General features: G+C 71.2%; 17 protein-coding genes. 5 read left to right on the top strand and 12 right to left on the bottom strand.

Annotated features, from left to right (window positions below; all coding sequences use genetic code 11):
* Positions 1-47: 47 nt before the first annotated feature.
* Positions 48-620: a hypothetical protein gene (locus ABZ858_RS13890; protein WP_361376375.1), complete on the bottom strand. Its 573-nt coding sequence runs from the start codon at positions 618-620 to the stop codon at positions 48-50.
* Between the two features lie 194 nt (positions 621-814).
* On the opposite strand from ABZ858_RS13890, the gene ABZ858_RS13885 reads away from it, so the two are divergent.
* On the top strand, positions 815-2,011 hold the full coding sequence (locus tag ABZ858_RS13885; RefSeq protein WP_361376372.1) for a PP2C family protein-serine/threonine phosphatase: 1,197 nt from the start codon (positions 815-817) through the stop codon (positions 2,009-2,011).
* Between the two features lie 219 nt (positions 2,012-2,230).
* Positions 2,231-2,947, top strand: a complete 717-nt coding sequence (locus ABZ858_RS13880; RefSeq protein WP_361376369.1) for a DUF899 family protein — start codon at positions 2,231-2,233, stop codon at positions 2,945-2,947.
* A gap of 52 nt (positions 2,948-2,999) precedes the next feature.
* On the opposite strand, the gene ABZ858_RS13875 is transcribed toward ABZ858_RS13880, so the two are convergent.
* Positions 3,000-3,365, bottom strand: coding sequence for an STAS domain-containing protein (locus ABZ858_RS13875; protein WP_361376366.1), 366 nt, complete (start codon positions 3,363-3,365; stop codon positions 3,000-3,002).
* A gap of 337 nt (positions 3,366-3,702) precedes the next feature.
* Here ABZ858_RS13875 and ABZ858_RS13870 point away from each other — a divergent pair, with 337 nt between their 5' ends.
* Positions 3,703-4,572, top strand: coding sequence for a hypothetical protein (locus tag ABZ858_RS13870; RefSeq protein ID WP_361376363.1), 870 nt, complete (start codon positions 3,703-3,705; stop codon positions 4,570-4,572).
* 157 nt (positions 4,573-4,729) lie between these two features.
* Here ABZ858_RS13870 and ABZ858_RS13865 read toward each other — a convergent pair whose 3' ends face one another.
* The 7 genes from ABZ858_RS13865 to ABZ858_RS13835 form a co-directional block, all read right to left on the bottom strand.
* Positions 4,730-6,493, bottom strand: coding sequence for a thiamine pyrophosphate-dependent enzyme (locus tag ABZ858_RS13865; protein WP_361376360.1), 1,764 nt, complete (start codon positions 6,491-6,493; stop codon positions 4,730-4,732).
* 59 nt (positions 6,494-6,552) lie between these two features.
* Entirely contained in the window at positions 6,553-8,136 is a 1,584-nt protein-coding gene (locus ABZ858_RS13860) for an FMN-binding glutamate synthase family protein (RefSeq protein ID WP_361376357.1), read from the bottom strand.
* A 133-nt stretch (positions 8,137-8,269) separates the two neighbouring features.
* Positions 8,270-9,145: a geranyl diphosphate 2-C-methyltransferase gene (locus tag ABZ858_RS13855; RefSeq protein ID WP_361376354.1), complete on the bottom strand. Its 876-nt coding sequence runs from the start codon at positions 9,143-9,145 to the stop codon at positions 8,270-8,272.
* Positions 9,146-9,161: 16 nt separating this feature from the next.
* A complete protein-coding gene (locus ABZ858_RS13850; RefSeq protein ID WP_361376351.1) occupies positions 9,162-10,532 on the bottom strand; it encodes a family 2 encapsulin nanocompartment cargo protein terpene cyclase in 1,371 nt (456 codons plus the stop codon).
* An 86-nt stretch (positions 10,533-10,618) separates the two neighbouring features.
* Positions 10,619-12,034, bottom strand: a complete 1,416-nt coding sequence (locus tag ABZ858_RS13845) for a family 2B encapsulin nanocompartment shell protein (RefSeq protein ID WP_361376348.1) — start codon at positions 12,032-12,034, stop codon at positions 10,619-10,621.
* Positions 12,035-12,333: 299 nt separating this feature from the next.
* The gene (gene lanL, locus ABZ858_RS13840) at positions 12,334-14,883 is read right to left on the bottom strand and encodes a class IV lanthionine synthetase LanL (protein WP_361376345.1); all 2,550 of its coding nucleotides are present in this window, start codon (positions 14,881-14,883) and stop codon (positions 12,334-12,336) included.
* 2 nt (positions 14,884-14,885) lie between these two features.
* On the bottom strand, positions 14,886-15,068 hold the full coding sequence (locus ABZ858_RS13835; RefSeq protein WP_361376342.1) for an SflA family class IV lanthipeptide: 183 nt from the start codon (positions 15,066-15,068) through the stop codon (positions 14,886-14,888).
* 605 nt (positions 15,069-15,673) lie between these two features.
* On the opposite strand from ABZ858_RS13835, the gene ABZ858_RS13830 reads away from it, so the two are divergent.
* On the top strand, positions 15,674-16,435 hold the full coding sequence (locus tag ABZ858_RS13830) for a G1 family glutamic endopeptidase (RefSeq protein ID WP_361376339.1): 762 nt from the start codon (positions 15,674-15,676) through the stop codon (positions 16,433-16,435).
* A 643-nt stretch (positions 16,436-17,078) separates the two neighbouring features.
* Positions 17,079-17,771 carry an LAETG motif-containing sortase-dependent surface protein gene (locus ABZ858_RS13825; RefSeq protein WP_361376336.1) on the top strand — a complete coding sequence of 231 codons (693 nt, stop codon included), beginning with the start codon at positions 17,079-17,081 and terminating at the stop codon, positions 17,769-17,771.
* A gap of 158 nt (positions 17,772-17,929) precedes the next feature.
* Here ABZ858_RS13825 and ABZ858_RS13820 read toward each other — a convergent pair whose 3' ends face one another.
* The 3 genes from ABZ858_RS13820 to ABZ858_RS13810 all read right to left on the bottom strand — a co-directional run bounded on the left by ABZ858_RS13820 (position 17,930) and on the right by ABZ858_RS13810 (position 21,215).
* Entirely contained in the window at positions 17,930-18,265 is a 336-nt protein-coding gene (locus ABZ858_RS13820) for a hypothetical protein (protein WP_361377219.1), read from the bottom strand.
* 42 nt (positions 18,266-18,307) lie between these two features.
* Complete coding sequence (locus tag ABZ858_RS13815) at positions 18,308-19,471, bottom strand: acyl-CoA dehydrogenase family protein (RefSeq protein ID WP_361376333.1); 1,164 nt, start codon at positions 19,469-19,471, stop codon at positions 18,308-18,310.
* 118 nt (positions 19,472-19,589) lie between these two features.
* Positions 19,590-21,215 (bottom strand): succinic semialdehyde dehydrogenase, encoded by a 1,626-nt coding sequence (locus ABZ858_RS13810; RefSeq protein ID WP_361376330.1) that lies wholly within the window; start codon positions 21,213-21,215, stop codon positions 19,590-19,592.
* Between the last annotated feature and the right edge of the window lie 148 nt (positions 21,216-21,363).

Raw genomic sequence — 21,363 nt, 5'->3', positions numbered from 1 at the left:
GAGGAAGACACCGGATGGCCGCCGTCCCACATCGGCCCCCTCACCGGTCACGAGGGGACCGCCGTCGTCAGCCGTGCGTGACGCGACCTGTAAAAGGCCACCTGCTCGGCACTCATCGACGAGGCGACGGAGTGCACGTCACCGACCCGTGTACGGCCACGCCGGTGTGCCCCCCTCTCGGGGGAGCGGCGCACCATGACGGACACCTGCGAGGCAGGGTGCCAGTGCAGGCTGTAGTCCGGTGCGTTGGGATTCGGGACCTCCTCCATGAGCACTCCGCGCCTGGCCGGCAGCCGTTCGACTGCGTCGAAGCGGAGATGACGGCCGAAACGGCCGTACCGCTCACGGAGCACTCGGTTGACCGCGCTGCCGCCCCTGGAGAGCCGACGCACCTGCACGGTGAAGTGGTGGCCGGTCCAGGCATGGCCACGTGATTCCCGGCCCCAGAAGAACTCGACCGTCCCGTAATCACGCCACATGCTCCGGTTGCCTTGGGAGTTCTCGGCGAACTCCGAGCCCAGGATCGCGGTGACCTGGTCGGGAGTGTCCGTCGGGCGGGCACCGAGGATCGTTCCGGTGGTGATCACGTCCATGTAGAACGCGGGGGAACGCGGGGTCAAAAGGTCTTGCCCTGGATTGAGTGGCCGACAGTGGCCGCCTCAGCATAGGTGATCGGTGCCTGCTCACCGTCGGCCTCGTGGTCCCTTTCCCGGAGCCTGCTCAGAACAAAAGAGGCGTGAGTGGACGTAAAGGGTGTGCTGGATGAGGACGGACGATCGCGGGAAGAAGGAGCGGCAACGCACGGGAGGCTGTCATGGGTGGCGAGGATCTGGAACTGGGGCGGCTGCTGGCCGCTGCCGAGGCGGCACCCCCTGGTGAATCCGTGGAGGTGCTCGCCGACGACCTGCGCAAACGCTTCGGGGCTGAGCGAGTGTCGTTCCTGTTCGCCGACCTCGTGGGCCAGCGACTGCTGCGCCTGACCACGCGGGACGCGGACGACAGGGAGGGCGCCGCCGAGCGGATCGACCTGAGGGGCAGCGTCTACGACGCGGTCCTGCGCAGCCAGCGCCAGCACGTGGAGCCGGACGGCCAGGGTGGCCGGCGCGTGATCTCGCCGGTGACCAACCGCGGCGACTGCATCGGTGTGCTGGAGGCGACGCTGCAGAACGCCGACGACACCGTGCTCGCCCAGATCGAGGACGCGGCCCACGCCCTGGCCTACATCATCGTGACCGACCGCCGTTTCACCGACCTCTACCACGCGGGCAGGCGCACCACCCGGACCAGTCTGGCCGCCGAGATCCAGCACCAGTTGCTTCCGTCGTCGTCCTGCTGCGAGGCACCGCAGTTCACCCTCGCCGCAGGGCTGGTACCGGCCGACGACATCGGGGGCGACACCTACGACTACACCCTCGATCGCGAGACACTGCACGTGTCCATCACCGACGCCATGGGCCACGACACCAACTCCGCCCTGCTGGCCACGCTCCTGGTCGGTGCGCTGCGGGGCGCCCGGCGCAGCGGCTGTGACGCGCTCCTTCAGGCCCGCCACGCCCATGAGGCCCTGCTGACCCACAGCCGTGGCCTGGCCACCGGACAACTGCTGTGCATCAGCCTCGCGACGGGCACCTGCGAACTGGTCAACGCGGGCCACCCGAGACCCCTGCGCCTGCGCCGGGGTGCCACCGGCGTCGAAGAGGTCCAGCTCGACGTCAACCTGCCGTTCGGTGTGGCGGCCCCCACTCCCTACCGTCTTCAGGAACTCCAGCTCCGTCCCGGCGACCGCCTGATCCTGCTCACCGACGGCATGCAGGAACGCGGCGCGGCAGCCGTCGACCTGGCCGCCCTCGCGTGGGACACCCGCGCCTCGCACCCGAGGGAGGCCGTGCGCAGCCTGACCAGCGCGGTGCTGGACGCCTGCCGGGGGAACCTCAAGGACGACGCCACCGTCCTCATACTCGACTGGCACGGTCCCCGACGCGATGACCTGAGCGACGTTCGCGAGTGGTGAGCCCGCAGGCTCCCACGACCGGTTTGGGCGGTTCGGTTTCACACTGTCACCGGCAGTGTCCCGGCCGGGCAACGCCGACACCTTCCTCGACGCCAGCGGCGAGGCCCTCGGATGGTCCCCGGATTGGGGCACCGCCTCCGGGCCAGCGATGAGTTCCGGGGCCCGGTCCGGTCTACCCCTGTGCCAGTGACAGCCGCGCCCGGACTCTGTGAGGGAATCATGACCACCCAGCCACTGCCGCCCGTCGTCGACGCCGCCACCTGGGAGGATCGGCTCCAGACGCTGCGGGCCAGGGAGAAAGCCGCGACACGGGAGCTGGACGCCATCGCCGCCGAGCGCCGCCGCCTGCCGATGGTGGAGATGCCCGACTACACCCTCGAAGGCGAGGACGGGCCGGTCCGGCTGGTGGACGCCTTCGACGGCAAACGTCAGCTGATCGTCTACCACCACATGTGGTTCCCCGGCGAGGAGTGGCAGTGCCCGGGCTGCACGGGCCTCACCGCGCAGTTCACCCGCCTGGAGTTCCTGGACAGCTATGACGCGCGTTTCGTCATCGTCACCCAGGGACCGATCGACGAGGCGCTCGCCTACAAGCGGCGGGTCGGCAACCGGATGACCTGGTACTCGACCGCCCACAGCCCCTTCGGGGCCGATGTCGGCGCACCGCCCGGGGGAGCGTTCGCGGTGAACGTCTTCCTGCGCGACGGCGACACGGTGTACCGCACCTGGCACACCACCGGTCGGGGCACCGAGCAGCTCACGCACACCTTCGCGCTCGTCGACCTCCTGCCGTACGGGCGGCAGGAGGACTGGCAGGACTCGCCCGAGGGGTGGCCGCAGTCCCCCACGTACAGCCGGTGGCCCAGTTCCGAGGACATCGCCGCGCTCTACGGTGCGAGCGCCGACGGAGTGGAACGGCCACGTCAGGGCCGGTGACCGGGGCGGGTCCGTCGTCGCGAGCCGCAGTCGGCCAGTCGGACGGACGGGGTCAGTCGGCCAGGGCCTGTTCGACGGTGGGATGGCAGGGGATGACGGCATCCACACCGACCAGTTGCAGGACGCGCAGGACGGACTCCTGAGCACAGGCGATGCGCACCCATCCGCCGGTGCTGCTCACCTGCTGGTGGGCGGAGACGAAGACGCTGATGCCGCTGGAGTCCATGAACGTGACCTCACCGAGGTCCGCGACGATCCGCGGCGGGCGGGCGTCGTCCCCTGCTCGCAGGGCCTGGACGAGGACGGCTCTGACGTCGTGGTCGATCTCGCCCCGCAGGGCCACGACATGGACGCCGTCGACGATGCGGTGCTCGGCACGCAGGCGGTCCGGCCGGTCCGCGTTCTCGATGTGGGTCACCGTCTCCTCGATCGCGTTCAAGTGTGCCCCGGGGAGGGGGTACGGGAAGATTCTGCCCCATCGGCCCGGCCTGGCATACCCGGTCTGCTGTGCTGAACCACACTCTTCGGGGCGTGCGTGGAGAGCAAGCGGTTACCGGCACGGCGGGCGGGCGCCCCGGCCTTCGAGCCGGCCGATGTGGAGTCGGCGACGCGCGTGAGTGAGACGCACATGAGCGAGCCGCCGGATTCATGTCCGCGACCGGTAGGCATGTGCCCCGAGGTCCAGGGCAGTTGGGACGGTGGCCGACGGCAATCTCACGGACGGTCGGCCACTGGTAAGGGGAAAGGGGAAGTTCATGCGGGCCAGGGGGACGAAAGCGGTGGTCGTCGGGACGGCCGTGGTCATGGGTTGCGTGGCCTTGGCGGGTTGTGGCGGCGACGACGGGACCGGCACCACAAAGCCCACTGCCGCCGCCTCGTCGAGCACGAGCGACGGCAAGGGCGCCCAGGACCGGGGCACCGTGGCCGTGCGCAGCGCCTACGCCAGGACGGCCGAGGCCAAGACGGCGAAAATGACGATCGCGGTGAAGGCCGACGCCGACGGCAAGACGGTCACCACCGACGGCAAGGGAGCGATCGATCTGGCTCGGGGCAACAGCACGACGACCCTCGCCGTCGCGGGCAAGACGATCGAACAGCGGGTGGTCGACCAGGTGCTCTACGAGAAGCTGCCCGGCCAGAAGACACCCGGCGGCAAGCCCTGGATCAAGATCGACCTGAAGCAGACGGCCCAGCAGCAGGGCGTGGACCTCCAGCAGATCGGCGACCCGGCCCAGTCCGCCGCCTACGCCAAGGCGGTCACCGACAAGGACGTCACCAAAGCCGGCACCGAGAAGATCGACGGCGTGGACACCACGCGGTACAACGTCTCGATCGACGTCTCGAAGCTTCCCGGCGGTGCCCAGCTGCGCGAGCAACTCGGCCCCACGCTGCCCATGCGGATGTGGCTCGACGATCAGGGCCGTATCCGCCGTCAGGAGTTCACCATGGCGGTCAAGGCCCCGGCCACCGCCACACCCGGCAGCACCGCGTCGCCCCAGCAGGTCAGGGTCAGCACCGTGATGGGATTCTCCGACTTCGGGACGCCGGTGGATGTCAAGGCCCCGCCGTCCACGCAGGTCTCCGACCTGACGGGCCAGGTTCCGCAGGGCACCCGGACGCAGTGACGCGCCGGCCCGGTCCTCCGAGAGCCGGCCGTGGAGCCTGCTGCCGGAGGACCGGGCCCTGCTCGTCGCCGTTCAGCGGCGGCGGTGGGCCGCCAGGGGACACGACGCCGGAGGGCGCCATCGGAAAGGAACTCCGATGGCGCCCTCCGCCGTACGCTCAGGCGGTGCCGTCGTCCCCGTGGCTGCGGACGATCTCCTTGACCTTGGCCACCGCGAAACCCCAGCCCTGGTCCACGGTCGGCTTGGCCGGTACCGCGATCTCGTCCGGGTTGGTGAGCACGTCGAGCAGTACCGGGCCCGGGGTGTCGAAGGCACGGCGTACGGCCTTCTCCAGCTCGGCCGGTTCGGTGACGCGGATGCCGGGGATGCCCATGGCCTCCGCGACGGCGGCGAAGTCCGGGTTGTCCAGGACGGTGCCGAACTCCGGGAGCCCGGCCTGCTCCTGCTCCAGTTTGACCATGCCCAGGCGCCGGTTGTCGAAGACGACGAGCTTGACGGGGAGCTTGTGCGTCTTCAGCGTCATGAGGTCACCGAGCAGCATGCTCAGTCCGCCGTCCCCGCAGAAGGCCACGACCTGCCGCGCCCGGTCCAGGCACTGGGCGCCCAGCGCCTGCGGCATCGCGTTGGCCATGGAACCCAGGTTGTAGGAGCCGATCAGCCGCCGCTCACCGCGCATCTCGACGAACCGCGACAGCCACACCGTCGCCATGCCCGTGTCGGAGGTGAAGACGGCGTCGTCGGCGGCGATCCGGTCCACCAGGGCCGCCAGCGCCTCCGGGCGGATGTCGTGGGAGCGGTTGTCGAACGAGGAGCGGAGGCGGCCGATCAGGCCCTTGTCGTGGGTCGGGTCCGCGAGCCGGGCCTGGCCCTGGCGCCACTGCTCGAACCGCGTACGCGCCTTGTCCAGGTGCGAGCGGTCCCGCGCGCCCTCCGCCCCCGGCTCGGGGGCGGCGAGGTGGGTGAGGAGATCGCGGACGGTCGCTCCCGTGTCACCGACGAGACCGGCCTCGACCGGGACGCGCCGTCCGATATGGGCCGCCTCCGTGTCGACCTGCACGACGGTCTTCCCCTCCGGATACCAGTCCCGGTAGGGGAAGTCGGTCCCCAGGAGCAGCAAGGTGTCCGCGTCGTGCAGAGCCTGCGCGGCGGCGGGATTGCCGATCAGGCCGGTCTGACCGACCTGGAACGGATTGGTGCCGTCCTCGAAGCCCTCCTTGGCCTTCAGCGTGAGCACCATCGGCGCGGCCAGCCGGTCGGCCAGGGCGAGGACGTCCTTACGGGCCTCGCGGGCGCCCCGACCGACGAGCAGCGTGACCCGCTCGGCGCGGTCGAGGAGTTCGGCCGCCTGCCGCACCGCGGACTCCTCCGGCCGGCTCACCGGGGGATTCACCGCGAAACGGGCCGGGCGGTCCGTGGTCAGCTCGCGTTCACCGAGGTCGCCCGGGACCGTCAGGACGGCCACGCCCTTGCGGCCGATCGCGTTGCGCACCGCCATCTCCAGCAGCTGCGGCAGCTGGTCGGGGGAGGTGAGGGTCGCGCGGAAGACGGCCACGTCGCTGAAGAGCGCGTCGTTGTCCACTTCCTGGAAGTAGTCGCTGCCGAGTTCGCTGAGCGGCACCTGACCGGCGATGGCCAGGACCGGCGCGTGGCTCTTGGCCGCGTCGTACAGCCCGTTGAGGAGGTGGACGGAGCCCGGTCCCACCGTGCCCATGCAGACGCCGAGGACGCCGCTGAGCTGCGACTGGGCGCTGGCGGCGAAGGCCGCCGCCTCCTCGTGCCGGCATCCCACCCATTCCAGTCCTTCAGTGGTGCGAAGGGCGTCGGTCAGCGGATTGAGGGCGTCTCCCACGACGCCGAACACCTGGCGCACGCCGAGTTCGCTCAGTGCGTCCACGATGACGCGGGCGACGGTACGGCTCACTTGTTCCTCCAGTTCGGACGGTGAGAATTCAGGCGGTGGCTTGTGCGGGCGGCGACGGTTCAGACGGTGAATCGACCGGCATCGGCGGCCTTCCAGTCGGCCGCCCAGGAAGCGGGCGGCCCGGCGAGCAACTGTCCCGGCTCCAGCCACTCGTACAACTCCTCGTAGGAGCGTTCCGTGAGGGCGTCGACACGGCGGTGGAGCATGTGGGGGCGGAGCTCGGCGGGGTCGGTGACCCCCATGGACGCCATGATCTCCAGGGCGCTGGACACGGTCGCCTCCTGGAAGCGCCGGACGCGCGGCGTCTTGTCCGCGACGTCGAGGGCGCGGGCGCGCCGGGGGTCCTGGGTCGCCACACCGCTGGGGCAGGTGTTGGTGTGGCACCGCTGGGCCTGGATGCAGCCCGCGGCGAACATCATGGCCCGCGCGGCGTTGCCGTAGTCGGCGCCCTGCACCAGGCGCTTGACCAGATCGCTGCCGGTGGCGATCTTGCCGCTGGCGCCGATCCGGACCCGGTCGCGCAGCCCCACGCCGACCAGGGCGTTGTGCACGGTGAGCAGTCCCTCGGTCAGCGGGGCTCCGACATGGTCGGCGAACTCCATCGGCGCGGCCCCGGTGCCGCCCTCGCCGCCGTCCACGATGATGAAGTCGGGGGCCGTGCCTTCCTCCAGCATGGCCTTGCACACGGCGAGGAACTGGCGGCGCGAGCCCACGCACAGCTTGAACCCGGTCGGCTTCCCACCGGACAGTTCCCGCATCCGGGCGACGAAGCGGACCAGTTCGCGCGGCGTGGAGAACATCCTGTGGTACGGCGGTGAGATCACCGTCCGCCCTTGCGGCACGTCACGCACCTTCGCGATCTCCGCGTTGACCTTGGCTCCCGGCAGGACTCCGCCGATGCCCGGCTTGGCGCCCTGGGAGAGCTTGAGGGAGACGCACTTGACGTGCTCGTGCGCGGCCTTGTCGGCGAACTCGGCGGGGTCGAAGTCCCCGTCCCGGGTGCGGCAGCCGAAGTAGCCGGTGCCGATCTCCCAGACCAGGTCGCCGCCCGGCCGCAGATGGTACTCCGACAGGCCGCCCTCGCCGGTGTCGTGGGCGAAGCCCCCGGCCGCGGCGCCGCCGTTGAGGGCGAGGATCGCGTTGGCGGACAGCGAGCCGAAGCTCATGGCCGACACGTTCAGCAGCGCCATGTCGTAGGGACGGCTGCAGTCGGGGCCGCCGATCCGCACCCGGGGCGGCGTCTTCGGCACCTCACGCGGGGCCATCGACGGCACCAGGAACTCGTACCCGGGCAGGTAGACGTCGCGTTCGGTGCCGTACGGCTGCTCGGCGTCCGTGCCCTTGGCCCGCTCGTAGACGATGGTGCGGACGTCCCGGTCGAAGGGGCGGCCGTCGAAGTTCCGCTCGATGAAGTACTGCTGCAACTCGGGGCGGATCCGCTCCAGCAGGAAGCGGGCGTGGCCCAGCACGGGATAGTTGCGCAGCACCGAGTGCCGGCGTTGCAGCAGGTCCCAGGTGCCCAGCAGGCCCAGGGCGACGAGCGGTACGGCGCCGAAGCACCACCACGGCGATGCCACGGCGGCGGCGACGGCCGCGAGCAGGCCGAGTGTCAGGGTCAGGGCGACGATTGCGATGCGTGTCACCCCTCGCGTCTTGCCTGGGGACGGCCTTCCAGTCCTGCGGTCGTGTCAAGATCCGGCAACGTGCGGCGGACCGTGAGCCGTACCTCGCGGGGACCGAGGCGTACGTGAGTGGCCCGGCCCCCGCGAGGCGCGTTCACACGCGGTCGGCCGCGATCAGCACGTACTGGAAGGAGCCGTCCCGGTAGGACTCGATGAACGCCTCCTCGATCCCGGTGACCAGCGAGGACGTGGCCCGCAGCTCCCAGTAGGGCAGCGTGTCCGGGGTGAGGTCGACGATGGTCTGCGGCACGAGCCGGTTGTCGGCCATGGCGCGCAGGTACTCGCGGCGGGAGTGGATGTTGCACTCGAAGTGGGCGTTGATCTGGGAGACCCACTTCGAGGGCTGGCCGTAGCGGGGGTTCCAGCAGCCGGTGATCGTCACATACCGGCCGCCCACCTTCAGGAAGCGCGAGTGCTCGGCGAACAGGTCGTGCAGGTCGACGTACATGGTCGACTCGTTGTTCCAGGAGGCCGTGACGCTGCCCTTGTCGAAGGGCGTGTCGAGCATGTTGCACACGCGGGAGCGGACGTGGTCCTCGATGCCCAGTTCCCGTGCGCGCCGGTTGCCGAAGTCCGCCTGGGTCGCGGACAGCGTGACGCCCTCGACCTTGCAGCCGAAGCGGTGGTGGGCCATGACCATGGACCCGCCGCGCCCGCAGCCGGCGTCGACGAGGAGGTCGTCGGGGCCGACAGCGCCGAGGTGGTCCATGAGGAACTCCGCCTGTGCCGACTCCAGCCGGTGCAGCTCCGCGACGAGCTTCTTCTCGTACTGGCTGTGCGCCGGCTCGCCGAGCGCCGCGTCGTCCACGGCGCCGATGCCGTAGTGGTGGTGGTAGAGCCCGTCCACATCACCGAGGCGGAGATTGACCGGCCGGGCCTCGTTGTTCCAGTAGCGGGCGATGTCCCCCTGGTACGGCGTCGCCGGGGCCGGGATCTTCGCGGTGGCGGTGGGGGTCGTTTCAGTGGTCACAGAAAATATCCGTTTCTTACCAGAAGTCGGGCAGGCGGTAGCGGTAGGTGTTGGTGCGGTGCCAGTCGTGGTTGCCGTCGACCCAGGCGGCCACGCCCTTGAGGAAGCGCAGCACGGCCGGCAGCGGGCAGGCCTCTGCGAGGTCGGCCGCGGCGGCCTCGAAGGCGTGCTGGAGTTCGTTGTGGATCTCGACGGCCTTCAGATAGGCGTCGCGCTCGGAGAGCCGCTCGCGGTCCGCGATCACCACCGGCAGGTTCAGGTGGAGACCCGGACTGTCGAGTTCCTTGGTGTACGAGTAGAGGTCGTTGACGATGGTCGTCGCGTTGCCGGCGAGGGCGATGACCCGTTGCATCTCCGGCCGGGCGTGCAGATCGGCGGGCAGTTCGTAGCCGCCCACGGTGTCGGTGATCGTGGGGCAGGGACGGAAGTTGTTGAACTGGCGCATCGCCAGGTACTCCCACACCTGCGGGACGTGACCGGTCTGCGCCCAGGCGGCCTCGGCGAGATAGCCCATGTGCAGCCGGGCCATGTCGTGCCGGTAGCGATCGGCCTGGGACGGCGTGGCCGCGCGGACGAAGTAGTCCATCGCGCTGCGGTACGCCCGGCGCGGGGCGTCCGAGCCGAGGGACTCCTGCCACGCGGGTGTGTACTCCGCGGTGGTGTGGAAGTGGTCGAGCGCGGTGTGCGCGAGCAGGAGGCGCCCGCCGAGACCGACGGGTGAGCCGCCGTGGTCCTCGCAGTAGCAGTCGTCCACCGCGTTCTCCGCGACCATCAGCCGGGTGGCGAGCATCAGGTGGTCGACGGTCGGGGCGTCGGGGTGGCAGGCGACCATGTAACGGCCCACCGAGAAGCCGTCGAACTGCCCCTCCCACTCCTCGGGATAGAGCTGGACCTCGTCCTCGGCCCAGCGCTTGATCCGGCGGCTCACCTCCGCGACGCGCACGGGGTCGGGCTCCGGCACGGGGTGGTGGTAGAGACCGGGGACGGCACGCCCCTCGGCCGGCGGAGCGGGCGCGGGGGACACCGGGTCCGGGAGCGGGGACCGGCACCGGTCGGCCAGGGCGAGCGAGGTCGTGCCCAGTCCGGTCGGTCCGCGCAGGACAGCCTGGAGGACGGCGGAGCCGGCCGGGGCCGGCTCCGGCGTGCCCGGTACGGCGCAGGCGGGCGCCGAGGGCGGTGGGGGCGGCGGTGGCAGGCCGGGCATCGTGACCGGCGGATGCAGTGCCGCCAGAAAGGCAGAGGCGCTCGGTACGGCCGGAAGGCCCGGGAGCACCGGAGCCGGGGCGTCCGGAACGGGGGCGGGCGGCGTCGGGGCGCCCGGCGCGGCTGCGGGCGGCGTCGGCGGCTGCTCAAGGGGGGATGATCCGAGGGGCCCGGACTCGGGCATCGGCGGCTCCTTGCTGCGGTGGATGGGCGCTGCGTCGTTGCGTGGACCGGGTCAGGTGTGGACGGACCTGGCAGCGGATCGGGATGTCAGCGCGGTCCGGGGGCGATCCGCACGTTCTCCAGTACGCCGAGGGCGTCGGGCAGGAGCACCGCGGCGGAGTAGTAGGCGCTCACGAGGTAGGAGGTCGTCGCCTGCTCGTTGATGCCCATGAACCGCACGGAGAGCCCCGGTTCGTACTCGTCCGCCAGGCCGGTCTGGCGCAGGCCGATGACGCCCTGGTTCTCCTCCCCGGTGCGCATCGCGATGATGGAGCTGGTCTGCTCCTTGCTGACCGGGATCTTGTCGCAGGGCAGGATGGGCACCCCGCGCCAGGCGGGGACGGACTGCCCGCCGAGGTCGACGTGGTCGGGGTACACACCGCAGGCGTTGAAGCCACGCCCGATGGCGGCGATGGTCCTGGGGTGGGCGAGGAAGAGTTTGGTGCCGCGCCGGCGGCAGAGCAGCTCGTCCATGTCGTCCGGGGTCGGCGGGCCGGAGCGGGGCTGGATGCGCTGCTTGTAGTCGGCGTTGTGCAGCAGCCCGAACTCCCGGTTGTTGATCAGCTCGTGCTCCTGGCGCTCGCGCAAGGCCTCGACGACGAGCCTGAGTTGCTCCTCGGTCTGGTCCATCGGGCCGTTGTAGAGATCGGAGACCCGGGTGTGGACCCGCAGAACGGTCTGCGCGACGGACAGCTCGTACTCGCGTGGCTTCAGTTCGTAGTCCACGAAGGTGCCCGGCAGCCCGGCCTCGCCGACATGACCGGCCGACAGGGCGATCTCGGCCTCCCCGTGCTTGTTCTGCCGCTGCCGGGCGCGGGAGCCGAACTCGTCGACGTGCGCCTGGAGGTGGGGTGCGGAGGCCCGGACGGCGGCGAAGTCGGCACGGGAGAGGGTGAGGAGGGTGCCGGGGGTCACGGCGGTGACCGTGCAGTCGTGGCGGGCGTCGGAGTCCGCCAACGCGCTTTCACCGAAGTGGTCGCCGTCCGCGAGGACCGCGAGGGCGACCTCGTCGCCGTACGGGCCCTCGGAGGTCTGGCTGACCCGGCCGTGCGCGATCAGGTGGACCCGGTCGGCGGGGCTGCCGCGCTCGACGAGCACCTCGCCCGCCTCGAAGTCGCGCCGGGTGCACCGGTCCGCGAGCGCGGTGAGGACCTCCGTGTCCTCGAACCCGCGCAGCAGGGCCAGTTCACCCAGTTCCCGGGGGATCACCCGGACCGTGGCGCCCTCTTGGACGAACTCGATACGCCCGTCGCCGACGGTGTGACGCAACCGCCGGTTGACCCGGTAGGCGCCACCCTTCGCCTCGATCCAGGGCAGCGTCCGCAGCAACCAGCGGGAGGTGATCTCCTGCATCTGCGGGGCGGACTTGGTGGTGGTGGCGAGATTGCGGGCGGCGGCAGTACTCAGGGACTGCTGGGGCGCGTCGGGCGTGGTCCGGGCTTCCGGAGTGCTGTCGACGGACATCGGGGGCTTTCTCCTTGGACGACGGGGCGTCCGGCACACACGGGTGCGCCGACCGGGAGACAGGAAGGGGCGGGCAACGAGCGGGAGGGACCACGGAAATCCCTCCACCAGCGGAAAGTTAGCCGCTGAAGTCGCCGTATCCACCAGTGAGACCGATGCTTACCTCGAAGCAGTGATAATCGGTTGTATGCGGTTTATCGCCCCGTGGTGCGTCGTCGTCCCGTACTCGCGGTGGGCGCCGGGTCCAGAGGTGACGCCGGTCAGTTCCCAGAGGACGTGTGCGACACCGCCGGCAGCGGTCAGGCGACGAGGCCGAGCCGCGGGCCGCCCCGGTCGTGCAGTCGCCTGAAGAAGGCCAGCACGCCCGCTGAGCCGCCGGCCCAGGTGGCACTCGACCCGGCGAGGCCGGTGTCCGGGAACACGGGCCGGGACCAAGTACCGCCACTGCGGCTCAGAATGAGCAGGGCCACGGTCTCGGCGGCGTCCAGGAACTCCTCGGACCCGGACGCCGCCGCGACGTCCACCATCAGGTCGCCCACTCCGGCCAGCCCGCAGCACTGTGTGACCAGCGGCATCCGCGGTGCCAGGGCGGCGCAGGCGCGCGCGGTCCGCTGGGCGAGGCCGAGGTACCCGGGCTCGTCGAGGAGTCCGGCGGCCCGGACGAGTACGGTCCCGATGCCGGCCAGACCTCGGCACCACGAACCGTAGCGGCGGGTCGCCCCGGGCAGGGCGGCCGCGGCGACGATGTCCGGCGTCACGGCGGCCAGGCGCGCGGCGGCCTTCTCGGAGCGGCTGATCGCGTCCCGGTCACCGGTCGCGGCGCCGTATTCGAGCTGGAAGCAGACGAGACCCGCCTCGCCGTGCGCGAGTCCCTCGCGGAGCGCGGCGCTGCCGGTCGTGTCCGTACCCGTCGGGGTCAGCCGGGCGGAGCCGGACGTCAGCATCCGGTCGCAGCCGGCGGCGACGGCGAGGTGCCGGTCGGCGGCGTGCCGGTCACCGGACCGGAGGGCGTGCCGGGACAGCAGCAGCCGGCCGAGGCCGATCCCGGCGGCGCCCGCGATCAGGTCCGCCTCCGGCGGCCCGCCGTCCGGTGCGCGGTCCGGCAGGGCGGGGTCATCGCACCGCACGTCCGCGCCCGCCCCGGACCCCGCCTCCGACTCCGCCTGCTTCAGGAAGAGTTCGACACCGGTGCGTCCCGTGTACAGGCCGGGCGAGAGGTTCCTGGACTGGTCCGCCGTCCACCGCGCCAACGCGGTGACGGCCGAACGAACCTGGGGCCGGTGCACATGATGGAGGAGTTCCAGCCCGAGCCCCGAGCTGCCGCCGTACACGTCGATCGAGGTGGGGACGTTCAGCCGCGCGGCCCGCTCCGGGTCCACGATCGCCTGCGCCTGCCCGACGCAGAACGCGGTCGTGTGCTCGACGATCTCCTCCAGCAGGTCGCTGTCGATGCGTGGGCGCGCGGACCGGCGTACGCTCCCGGCCGTGCCGCTGCGCAGGCGGTCGGCGGCGGCGGTCCGTACGGCCGGGTCGAAACTCAGCAGTCCGGTGACCGACGACCGGATCTCCCGGTGGGCACGCCCGGGCAGCGCCCACCCCAGGCAGGCCAGGGTGCGGTCCCGGTTCACCACGCGGTCGGCGTCGACGATCACCGGGTCCAGGCCGGTGGCGGCGAAGAAGAGGGTCGCCCCGAGGGCGTAGAGGTCGTCGGCGGGGACGGCCGGTCCGGTCGCGCGCAGAACCGGCTCGCTGTATCCGGGAGTCGCCCCTCCGGGGCCGGTGCCGTCCCACTCGCTGATCCCGAAGTCGATCACATGGCAGTGGCCGGGGCCCGAGGCGTCGAGCACGACGTTGTCGGGCTTGAGGTCGCGGACGACCACGTTCCGGGCGTGGATCGCGTCCAGGACGCGCAGGAGCCGGGAGGCGAGGACGGACAGGGCGCGCGCCGGCCGGCTGTCGTCGTCCCGGTAGGGGCCGTCGCGCAAGACCTCCCGGCGCAGGTCCCGGTCGCCGCAACTGCTCATCACCAGATACTCGTCCGACCGGTGAGCGAAGTAGTCCAGTACGCGGGGCACACCTGTGACGCCGTCGAGCGCGGTGAGGACCGTGCGTTCGTTGCGCAGCCGGTGGCGGGCGTCCGTACCTGATGCGTCCTCGCCCACGAAGGCCCGCGCCTGTTTGACCACCACCGGCCGCCCGAGAGTGCGGTCGACCGCGCGGTAGACGTTGCCTCGGGGCGTACGCGCGATGCCGGCGGTGACCGCGTAACGGCCGCCGTCGAAGCCGGGTGCGGACGGCTCGCCGCGGTGGGCGGAGGTGGTCGTGAAGGGGTCCTCGGCCCAGGGCGGACACCGGTAGCGGCCGACGGCCAGGCCGTCGAAGATCCGGCCGTCCGGCCCGGTCATGACGGATTCGAGCCGCCCGCTCCGGCCGGTCCGGTAGTCACCCGTGAAGGGGCCGTAGCGGTAGTAGACCGGGGCCCGCGGGTCGACCCGCCGGTCGCTGACGATCCGCGGGCCCTCGCGGTCACGCAGCGCGGCGGCCAGTCCCCGGGCGACCTCGACGACGGTGCCGGCCACGGGATAGACGGTGATCGCCTTGCCGACGGCCCCGGCGCTCACCGTCCCGGAGTTGAGGCGGCGCAGCGTCTCCGCGTCACGGGCGAACTTCGCGTGGCACACGTGCCGGGACAGCACCGGCAGGACGAGCCGGATCACGGCGTCGAGGTCGCCGGGACGCGCCGAGACATGCAGTTTCCAGCCGTGTTCCATCGCCGGCATCCGCGGATCGTTCAGGTACGACCACGTGTCGTCGGCCCAACCGCTGCGGCCGGCGATGGAAACGGCCACCACTACGAGTTCAGGTCACAGGCGAAACGGGTCGTGGCGGTCACCCAGGGGTCGGCGAGACACGCCGTGGGCTCCCGGTCGCCGCGGTCGTCGTCCTCGAACACGATCGCCTCGTCGTCGATCTCCAGCGGACCCGCGTCGCGGAATCCGTCGGCTTCCAGAAGTTCCGGCACGGCTACGGGCATGTGACGCCTCCAGGGTTTGTCGTGCGCTGAGGAGCAGGTGATTGCCGACGCGGGCCGGTGGGGCCGCCGCCGGGCCAGGGACTCGCTGCACAAAGGTAAAGAGGGGCTGCGCTTGCTGACAAGGGGTCAGGTGACACCGCGGTGCCGGACGGCCTGCCGCCGTCATGACGGGCCGTTGCCTGCGGACAGGGACAAGGGGCGAACCCGCCCCGGAGGAGCGCGCGCATCCGGGCCGGCTTGCCCTCAGCTGCGGGGAATCGCGGAGCGCCCACCGGCGCCCGATCGATGACGCCGCCGACCGCTGGGTCTCCCGCCCCTCCATGGAACTCTGGCGCGGCGCGCGCGGGGATCTCGCGGACTTCGGCCGAGGGGTGGCGGACGAACGACGGTATGAGCGGCCGCCGGAACCTGACGACCGACTGGGCGATATCGTCGCCAACGCGCCCTTTATGAGGGCTACTTGGCCGGACCTTTGCTGTGAAAACCCGGGGGTCGGGTGGCAACGAGGCATGTTGTCTGCACACTGACAACCACGGACGCACGTCCCCCCCCCACTGGTGGCCGCCAGTTACGTCTGCACCGCGAGTCCCGCGAGAAGGAGCAGCATGTCTGCCACGATCCGGCTCACCGCAGCCACAGCAGTAGCCGCCGCCGTCTTGTCCGCGCTGGCGACCTCCCCCGCGGCCACCGCCGCCGCGCCGGCGCTGCGTATGACCCCGGTCAGCGGTCACATCAGCAGCCACCATCTGGTCGGTGGCATCAGGAACAGCACCAGCTCCAACTGGGCCGGCTACGCCGCGACCGGTACGACGTTCACCAGTGTCTCCGCGAGCTGGGTGCAGCCGGCGGTCAGCTGCACCAGAACGACCACGTACTCGTCGTTCTGGATCGGCATCGACGGCGACGGCAGCAACTCCGTGGAGCAGACGGGCACCGAGGCGGACTGCTCCAGCGGCCGGGCCGTCTACTCGTCCTGGTACGAGATGTACCCGGCGTACCCCGTCAACTACAGCAACCCGGTCAGCGCAGGCGACCACTTCACCTCCACGATCAGCCGCAGCGGCACCAAGTACACGCTCACCCTCACGGACACCACCAAGGGGTGGACCAAGACCACGACCAAGTCGCAGAGCGGCCTGTCCAACGCGTCCGCCGAGGTCATAGCCGAGGCGCCGTCCAGCTCTTCCGGCGTGCTCCCGCTGTCGAACTTCGGCACCGCGAGCTTCACCAACGCCACCGCCAACGGCCAGCCGATCGGCAACTACTCGCCCGACCAGATCACCATGGCGTCGGGCAGCACCACCAAGGCCACCACCTCCTCGCTGAGCGGCGGGGAGAACTTCTCGGTGACCTACAACCACAGCTGAGCGGCGACTCGCTGCGGCGGGGCGGTCCAGGGCGCTACGGCGTCCCGGGACCGCCCCGTTCCCGATCACGGACCCGACCCCGGGCCGCCCGATCCCGGCCCACACCGGTCTTGCCCGCGAGTCGCTCCGGTGATCGCTCCGGTGAGCCGCCGGTGGTCTACGACGCGGTGTGCCCGCCCTTTTGTACGACCGTTCCCCGATGACCCGGTGGAGGTGACTGTGCACGACTCGCCATCGACGCGGATCGCGGTGCGTGTACCGATCGACGTCCCTTCGGAGCGGCTGGAGTGATCACGGCGTCTGAGCTGTCTCGGACAGCACAGCACATCGACGTGTCGCCCCCGCCGGACAGCTGATCCCTTGCCCCGTCACGGAGGCAGAGCTGTGCACGGACGGGCCGGTGCGGACGGGAGCCCGGCTGCGATGTCCTTCCTCGTTCGAGCAGGAACTCGCGAGCCAGACCCCGGCCTGCTGGACCTCAGATGCAGCCAGGGGCCGGTGCGGTGGCAGATCGCCGGGGTGCGATGATGAACCGCTCCGATCGGGTGCCACCCCTCGAAGCCTTGGCCGCGGATGTGCATTCGCGGCGAACGGGCGCCCCGGTCCGGGCACTCTTTGTGGAACGTTCCCTGGGGAGGGACCCGTGTCTTTCAAACGTGCCGCCACCGCTGCTGCCGTCGCGTCCGCTGCCGCCACCGTGCTGCTGGCCTCGGGCAGTGCCCACGCGGGCAGCATCAGCGACTTCACCGCTAAGGCGACATGCGACACCAGCACGGGTGAGGCCCGCGCCGCCATCACCGTCACGGACAAGGATCCCTCCGGCACGCCCGCGGACATCATCGTGCGCAGGCGGATGGCGGTCGGCAGCGACGGCGAGACCCTCGGCACCGGGCGCATCGAGCACCCCACCGCGGCGGGTGGGAGCACGACGGTCCTGGTGCCGTGGGTGCAGGGCTACCAGTGGAACATCTACGTGACGGCGGGCGACCTCCACGAAGAGCTGCTGACGAACCTGCCGATCTCCCCGGACACCCCCTGCGTGGTCACCTCCACCCACCCCTCCAGCGCCCCGAGCGGCCCGGCCTCCTCGACTCCGCCGACCACCACCGCGCCGACCGCCACGGCTACGCCCACTTCCTCGGCCGCCGCGCCCGTGACCTCGGCCTCGTCGGTCCCTTCGGCATCCCCGTCCTCGTCATCCGCGAGTGGCGGACTCGCTGAAACCGGCGGTGGCAGCAACAGCGCTCTCATCGGCGGGGCGGCTGTAGTCGTGATCGCGGTCGGCGCGGGTGTGCTGGTCGCCGCGCGACGCCGTACCGCGGTCGGACGGCACTGACCTCGCCCTTGTCAGCATCCCAGGTGAGACCCGCGAGGGTTCGGGCCCGGACCGGTGTTCCTAGGCGGGAAGTACCGGTCGGGCACGGGCCGAGGGAGCGACGGCGGTGACGATGCCGAGGCCGCCGGCCTCCGAGGCTGCGGGCGGCGCGGCGGGCCTCACTCGTAGATCTCACCGCGTTCGGCACGTTCGACCAGGGAGGCGGGCGGCAGGAACCGTTCGCCGTAAGCCCCGGCCGACTCCCAGATCCGGTCCGGGGCGAGGGGGGTGGGGTTGCCTTCCTGGACCGCGTGGATCAGGCCCACGACCAGATCGACCGGCTTGGTGCCGTGCAGGGCGGCGCCGCGGTACTTGCCGCGTGGCGTCCGTACGGCGTCGCAGACGAGGCGTCGGACATGACGCTTCCTTTCCCGGGACGGGTCGCTGCCCGCGAGGAGTCGGGTACGCGGGGCAGCGGGAAGCGCGTCGGGGACGGGAACACCGCCCCGGACCACCCGACCGGAGAACCGCGGAGAACCGTGGAAAGCCGCGGAGACCTACAGGCCCAGATCGCGGCCGACGATCTCCTTCATGATCTCGGTGGTGCCGCCGTAGATGGTGGTGATCTTCGAGTCGAGGTAGTCATGGGCGATGCGGTAGTCGAGCATGTAGCCGTAGGCGCCGTGGAGTTGCAGGCAGCGCCCGACGATGTCGACGTAGTGCTCGGTGGCCCAGAACTTCGCGGACGCCGCCTCTACCGCGGTGAGTTCGCCGCGCGTGTGCCGGGCGAGCAGGTCGTCCAGGTACGCGCGGCCGACCCGCGCCGTGGTGACCATCTCGGCCAGCTCGAAGCGGGTGTTCTGGAAGGAGCCGATCGGCCGGCCGAACGCCTTGCGTTCCCTGACGTAGTCCAGGGTCCGCTCCAGCACCCCTTCGATGGAGGCCACCGCGTTGGCGGCGATCGAGATCCGCTCCTGTGGGAGATTGCGCACCAGGGACGTGAAGCCGGTGCCCTCCGCACCCAGAAGGTGGGCGGCGGGTACGCGCACGTCCTGGAAGTACAGCTCGCTGGTGTCCTGCGCGTGCAGCCCGATCTTCTCCAGGTTGCGGCCGCGGGAGAATCCGGGCCGGTCGGCCTCGATCACCAGCAGGCTGATGCCGCCGTGGCGGTCCGGGCCGGTCCTCACCGCGGTGACGACGAGGTCGGCGTTCTGCCCGTTGGAGATGAAGACCTTGCTGCCGTTGACCACGTAGTCGTCGCCGTCCCGGACGGCGGTGGTGGCGATCCCCGCCAGGTCGCTGCCGGCCCCGGGCTCGGTCATCGCCACCGCGACGACGAGTTCCCCCGCGGCGATACCCGGAAGCCAGCGAGCCTTCTGCCGCTCGTCGGTCAGGCCGGTGAAGTAGGGCACCACGATGTCGTTGGACAGCGTCACCGCCGCGAGGCCGTCCGCCGCGGGGTGGCGGGAGAACTCCTCACCGATCACCGCGTTGAAGCGGTAGTCGGTGACTCCGGCGCCGCCGTACTCCTCGGGGATGTTGAAGCCGAGGATGCCGGCCCGGGCGGCCTCCTCGAAGAGTGCGCGGTCGACCTTGCCCTGGCTCCGCCAGCGCTCGGCGTGCGGGGCGGCGTGCTTGTCGGCGAAGGCGCGGGCCGTCTGCCGGAGCAGTTCGTGCTCCTCCTCGTAGAGCGACCGCTCGGCGGAGATCACGTTGGTCATCAGGACTCCTGTTCCAGGTCTGGGTGAAGAAGGGGGGGATGAGCAGCAGATCAGGAGCGCACGTCGGTCGGGGGAGACCACGGCTCGGCTCCCGACCACGACCCGGTCAACCCGCCGCTCATCGCACACGCAGCCGGCGCAGCAGGGCCAACTGGCCGTTGGTGCGGCGGACGAAGCCCTCCGCCGACTGCCCGGGCGGAGGCCCGAGCGGTACGAGGCGCTGCACGGCGACCGTCTGGGGCTCGGTGTACTTGCGGATGCCGTCCGCTCCGTGCCGGCGGCCGAGTCCGCTGTCTCCCATACCGCCCATCTCGGCCTCGATACTTCCCGCCGCGGCGGCCGCACCGTCGTTGATGTTGACCGATCCGGAGCGGATCAGACCGGCCATCCGGACGGCTTCGCGGGTGTTCCTGGACCAGATCGACGCCGACAGGCCGTAGGTCCCCTGGTTGGCCAGGCTCAGTGCCTCGTCGTCCGTGGCGTACCGGTACAGCGAGACCACCGGCCCGAAGGTCTCCTGGGCGTAGACGTCCATCTCCGGGGTGACGCCATCGAGGACCGTCGGCTCGTAGAACAGCGGCCCGATGTCGGGGCGCGCCCGGCCGCCCGTGAGCACCTCGGCCCCCTTGGCGACGGCGTCGCCGACATGGGCCTCGACCGCCGTGAGCCGAGCCGGCGAGACCAGCGACCCGAGGTCGCAGGTGTAGTCGTACGACCTGCTCAGCCGCAGCGACTCGGTCACCCGGACCAGTTCGTCGCGGAAGGCGTCGTACACCTTCTCGTGCGCGTAGACGCGTTCGATGTGGATGCACATCTGCCCGGTGTTCGCGAACGTGGCCACGGCCGTGCCGACCGCCGCCGCGGCCACGTCGGCGTCCTCGCGCACGATGAGCGGGTTCTTCCCGCCGAGTTCGAGGGAGACCCCGATCAGCCGCCGGGCGGCGCGTTCGGCGACGGTCCTGCCGGTGGCGGTCGATCCGGTGAAGCAGGCGAAGTCGACCGCGTCGACCAGGGCGGCACCCACCACGGCTGCGTCACCGGCGACGATCCGCCACAGGCCGGCCGGCAGGCCCGCCTCGTGCAGCAGGGCCCGCGTCCAGAGCAGGGTCAGCGCGGCCTGGGGGTCGGCCTTGGACACCACGCCGTTGCCGGCCAGCAGCGCCGGGAGTACGTCACCCACCCCGAGGTAGAGGGGGTAGTTCCACGGAGAGACGACCCCGACCACGCCCCTCGGGACCCGCCGCTGTACGACCTTGGTCAGCCCGGGGACCATGCCCCGCACCCGGCGGGCGGCCAGGTACCGGCCGGCGCGGCGCGCGTAGTGCCGGGCGATGGCCGCGACCTGTGCCACTTCCTGCCAGGCGTGGTACCGGGCCTTTCCGGTCTCCCACTGGATCAGATCGAGCACCTGGTGCTGCCGGTCGAGAAGCAGGTCGTGGAAGGCGAGCACGATCTCACCGCGCCGCGCGACCGGCGTCCGCGCCCATTGCCGCTGGGCGGCGGCGGCCATGGCGGCCGCGGACTCGACGTCCTCCGGACCACAGGAGGGGACGGGCGCGACCGGCGACAGGTCGAACGGCGCGAGCGCGGCGATGGGCTCTGCCGTACGCGGCTCCCGGCGGGTCGTGTCCCGGTGCACCCAGGCACACCACTGGCTGATCAGCTCGTCGGTCACCCAGGGAGGGCGCGAGCCGGTGGCCGTCCCGGAGGGAGGCGCTTCCGCCGGGTCCTGGTCCGTGTCCATGGGGGCTCCTAGGGGGAGTGCCTGGTGGGTGCGTGGGTCGGGTCCGTGCGGTGTCCTCGTGGTCTGCGGTCTGCGGTCTGCGGTCTGCGGTCTGCGGTTCGCGGTCGGTGGTTCGCGGTCGGTGGTCGGTGGTCTGCGCCCTGCCGAG

The sequence above is a fragment of the Streptomyces sp. NPDC047017 genome, from assembly GCF_040644175.1.
GTDB lineage: Bacteria > Actinomycetota > Actinomycetes > Streptomycetales > Streptomycetaceae > Streptomyces.
This window is presented reverse-complemented; position numbering and strand designations above follow the sequence as displayed.

Coding starts and splice junctions, on each gene's coding strand:
- ABZ858_RS13885 (WP_361376372.1), top strand. CDS start 815: ATGGGTGGCGAGGATCTGGAACTGGGGCGGCTGCTGGCCGCTGCCGAG.
- ABZ858_RS13880 (WP_361376369.1), top strand. CDS start 2,231: ATGACCACCCAGCCACTGCCGCCCGTCGTCGACGCCGCCACCTGGGAG.
- ABZ858_RS13870 (WP_361376363.1), top strand. CDS start 3,703: ATGCGGGCCAGGGGGACGAAAGCGGTGGTCGTCGGGACGGCCGTGGTC.
- ABZ858_RS13850 (WP_361376351.1), bottom strand. CDS start 10,532: ATGCCCGAGTCCGGGCCCCTCGGATCATCCCCCCTTGAGCAGCCGCCG.
- ABZ858_RS13845 (WP_361376348.1), bottom strand. CDS start 12,034: ATGTCCGTCGACAGCACTCCGGAAGCCCGGACCACGCCCGACGCGCCC.
- ABZ858_RS13835 (WP_361376342.1), bottom strand. CDS start 15,068: ATGCCCGTAGCCGTGCCGGAACTTCTGGAAGCCGACGGATTCCGCGAC.
- ABZ858_RS13830 (WP_361376339.1), top strand. CDS start 15,674: ATGTCTGCCACGATCCGGCTCACCGCAGCCACAGCAGTAGCCGCCGCC.
- ABZ858_RS13815 (WP_361376333.1), bottom strand. CDS start 19,471: ATGACCAACGTGATCTCCGCCGAGCGGTCGCTCTACGAGGAGGAGCAC.
- ABZ858_RS13810 (WP_361376330.1), bottom strand. CDS start 21,215: ATGGACACGGACCAGGACCCGGCGGAAGCGCCTCCCTCCGGGACGGCC.